This is a genomic window from Neisseria sp. P0021.S005 (assembly GCF_051956955.1).
In genome coordinates, this window is record NZ_JBQCWY010000268.1 from 1 (window position 1) to 3931 (window position 3931).

The following is a 3931-nucleotide window of genomic DNA, read 5'->3' on the forward strand; positions in this document are numbered from 1 at the left end:
CTGTCGTCTTCGATGGATTTGGGGCCGCGTCCGTCGTTTAAGGTTTGGGCGTAAATGTAGTTGCCGAAGCGGTTGCGGTAGAGCGCCAGATTGTATTGCCAGCGGTCGCCTTCGTAGCCCAGCGCGAGTTCGATGTTGTTGGAACGCTCTTTGTTGAGGTGTTTGTTGCCGACTTCAAAGGTGTTGGTGGCGACGTGTTTGCCGTGTGCGTACAGCTCTTGCGTTGACGGCAGGCGTTCCTGATGGGAGGCAGTCAGGCTGAGTTTGTGTTGTGGCGTGAAATACCAGTTGCCCGAAAGTGCGAACGAACGGGCGGTTTGGCGGTGCGCGCCGAGGTCGGGCAGGGGCTGGTTGTAGTAGTTTTCCCGATCAATCAATGCTTTGTCATACTGGATGGAGGCTTTTTGTTTTTCCACGCGTACGCCGCCTTCAAGCGTGAAGTTGTCCCAGTTTGCCTGTTCTACCCCGAAAAAGCTGTAATGGCGCACATTATTGTCAATCAGCATCGGTTGTTGGACGGTTTCGGGAATGGCAGAAAGCGCGCTGGATTTTTGTCCCAAATATTGCACGCCCCAACTGCCTTTCAGACGACCTATGGGCAGGTGGCGCAATTCGATGCGGGCATTTTGCGTTTTGTTTTTAAAGAAGTTTTCCACCGCATCGCCCGTTTTTTCATCGTGGTGGTAGTCGTTGCGGTTCAGATGCACGCGCAGGGCTTCGAAGCCGGGGAGCGGCTGCTTCCATTCGGCGCGGATTTCGTAACGTTTGTTGCGCAGGTCTATCCACGGTTTGCCGCTGTGGGCGTGCGCGTGTGCATTATCGTCGTCGTGGAAGCCGCAGCTCAAGCCCGGATTGTCGTAATCGATGTCTTCTTCAGTCAACAGGTGCGGATAAAGCTGCAAATAGCGTTTGTTAATCAGGCTCTTCTGCCAGATGATGTCGGCGTGGCAGTCGTCGTAGAGATGGCTGTGGGCAGGCAGGCCGTAGCGGTCGCGACGGTCGCTATACGCTACGCCGAGGAAACCTTTATCCCCAACCCAAGACAGGCCGATGCTGCCGGTTTTTGAATCGGCATGGCTGTCGGGCAGTCGTTTCAGACGGCCTTCTTCTTTTTGATAGCGCGGTACGGCGTAATCGCCTGATTTGCGGTACAAGCCTTCGGTATGCAGCACGAAGTTGTTGCCCAAACCGATATTGATGCCTGCGGACGTCAGTTTTTCCAAATTGCCGCTGCTCAAACGCAATCCGGCTTCGCCTGATACGCCGTTTTCAGGCATTTTTTCGGGGATTTTGCCATCGGCAACATCGACCAAACCGGCTACATTGCCCGAGCTGTATAAGAGCGTAACCGGCCCGCGCAGGATTTCGACCTGTTGCGACAAGGCGCTGTCCACCATCAAGGCATGGTCGGGCGAGAAGTCCGCCATGTCGCCGGTTTCACCGTGATGGTTCAATACTTTAATCCGTCTGCCTGTTTGACCGCGAATAACGGGAGCGGACGCGCCGCCGCCGTATTGCGAGGCATGAATGCCCGGTACGCCGTCCAAAGCATCGCCTAGGTTGACGGCTTTTTGGCGCAAGGTATCGCCGGAGATGATTTTGTCTGAGGTGGTCGAAGTGTGCAGCAGCCCCGACGTGGTGCGCGGACGGCTTTTGCCGACGACGGTAACCTCGTCCAAGTCCACCGACTGCTCGGTTTCATGCGCTTGGGAGAGGATAGGGGTGCTGATTAAAAGAATAGATAAAACAATGGGCTTGAGTGTGGTTTGTGTCATTTTAGTTTCTCATCATATTTTGAAAGGCTGTTATTATATAACATTGCATCATTTATATGATAAGACTTTTGAGAAAAAAAGGCCGTCTGAAAACGAAGCGTGGTTTTCAGACGGCCTTTAGCTTGTATGCAGGTTTAAATGAAAACGGAACAATCTCTCAACTGCCTGGTTTGGGTAAGGCAGAAAGTCATGGCAGATTGTTTGCTTTCATTGAAAGTATTACTTGGTTTCGGCGGCTTTAGCGCCAGCGGTCTCGGCAATCAAATCTAAGAATACCAACGGCTTTTTGCCGATATTTTTGAGTGCATGGGACTGACCGGGGCGGGCGATGGTAATGTCGCCGGCGCTGACTTCGGTTTGTTTGCCTTCGCTATCGGTAAAAAGGCCTTTGCCGGATACGATAATGTAAACGTCTTCATTGCCGGTATGTTTGTGTTGGCCGATGGAAGCGCCAGGCGGAAGAGTGAGCCAGCCGATTTCTTTGAATGCGTCTTGGTCGGCGGTTTGATGGCGCGTGAAGGCAAAGCTGCCAAGCAACGGGCCTTGACCTCCGGCTGCGTTTTCGCGGTTCCATTCTGCTAAGTCGGCTTTTTTGTACACTTGGATGCTGCGGTCGGTGGGGGTAGTTTGTTCGGCAGCTTGAACGCTGATGGATGTGCCGAGCAGAAGGGCGACAGATAATGCGGCAAATAGTGGTTTCATGGTGGTTCTCCGTTTTGTCAGATTGAGTCAGATAATGCGGATTCCGTTTTCAGACGGCCTGCGGGGTTGAAACGATTAACCCCGCAGGCTTCCCCCCAAGATTTATTTCACATTGCGCAGATAGTTCAACAATAAAGGAACAGGGCGCCCGGTCGCGCCTTTTTCACCGCCGGATTTCCATGCGGTACCTGCGATGTCGAGGTGTGCCCATGGATAGTCTTCGGTAAAGTAAGACAAGAATGTTGCGGCGGTAATCGTGCCTGCACCCGGCGTGCCGATGTTTGGAATGTCGGCAAAGTTGGATTTGAGTTGGTCTTTGTAGGTTTCAAAGAGCGGCAGTTGCCATGCTTTGTCGTCCACGTTGCGGGAAGCGGCCAGCAGGCTGTCGACCAAATCTTGATTATTGCCCATCACGCCGCTGACGTCATGGCCCAGGGCGATAATGCACGCGCCGGTCAGGGTGGCGACGTCGATAACGGCTTTGGGTTTGAATTGTTCGGCATAAGTGAGCGCGTCACACAAAATCAGACGGCCTTCGGCATCGGTGTTCAACACTTCGATGGTCAAGCCTTTCATGCTTTTCACGACATCGCCCGGTTTGTTGGCCGCGCCGGAAGGCATATTTTCGCAGGTGGCGACGACGGCGATGAGGTTGATCGGCAGTTGCAGTTTGACGGCGGCACAGAAGGTGCTGATGACGGTTGCCGCGCCGCACATGTCGAATTTCATTTCGTCCATGTTCAGGCCGGGTTTGAGGGAGATGCCGCCGGTGTCGAAGGTAATGCCTTTGCCGACCAATACGACGGGGGCAGCTTCTTTGTCGGCAGCACCGAAATAGCTCAGTTCGACCAAATATGGGTCTTCGACGCTGCCTTTGGCGACAGACCAGAACGAACCCATGTTTTCTTTGATGTAGTCTTTTTCAATGATTTTAGCGTGTGCGCCCAGTTTTTCAGCTTCGGCTTTGGCGGTACGCGCGAGGAATTCAGGCGTGCATTCGTTGGGTGCGGCATTGCCCAAGTCGCGGCAGAGGCTTTGTCCGTAAACTTGTGCTTCGGCAACGCGCAGGGCTTCTTTGACGGCAGCTTCGTGTGCGCTGTGGAACACGGCTTCTGCAAATTTGGCCGGTTTGGCTTCTTTTTTGTAGCGGTCGAAACGGTAGGCAGCATTGCCGAACGCAATCGCAAACGCTTCGGCAACGGCTGCGGCTTGCGCTTCTTCAAAGGCATGAACGTCCACATTGACCGTTTCTTGATTTTGCGCCCATTTGGCGGCTTCGGCTGCGGCTTTGTTTAATGCGGCGCGGTCGGTTTTTTCGAGGCGGGCAACGGCAATGGCTTGCAAACCGTTGTCCGTCGGGATTTTGGTGTCGGCGAAATTTTGACCTTCTTCAAGGGAAGCGAAGAGGGCGAGGGCAGTCGGGTTGCTCAGTTGCGATGCTTCGGCGCAGACAA

Annotated in this window: 3 protein-coding genes; all 3 read right to left on the minus strand. The window is 53.8% G+C overall.

Going from position 1 to position 3931, the window contains the following annotated elements; genetic code table 11:
• A partial coding sequence (gene znuD, locus ACTHUE_RS12415) for a TonB-dependent zinc receptor ZnuD (RefSeq protein WP_440403050.1) occupies positions 1-1775 on the minus strand: 1775 nt, incomplete at its 3' end.
• Positions 1776-1994: 219 nt separating this feature from the next.
• Positions 1995-2477, minus strand: a complete 483-nt coding sequence (locus ACTHUE_RS12420) for a cupin domain-containing protein (RefSeq protein WP_440423597.1) — start codon at positions 2475-2477, stop codon at positions 1995-1997.
• A 102-nt stretch (positions 2478-2579) separates the two neighbouring features.
• Positions 2580-3931 (minus strand): leucyl aminopeptidase (locus tag ACTHUE_RS12425; RefSeq protein WP_440423599.1); only part of this gene is annotated, 1352 nt, incomplete at its 5' end.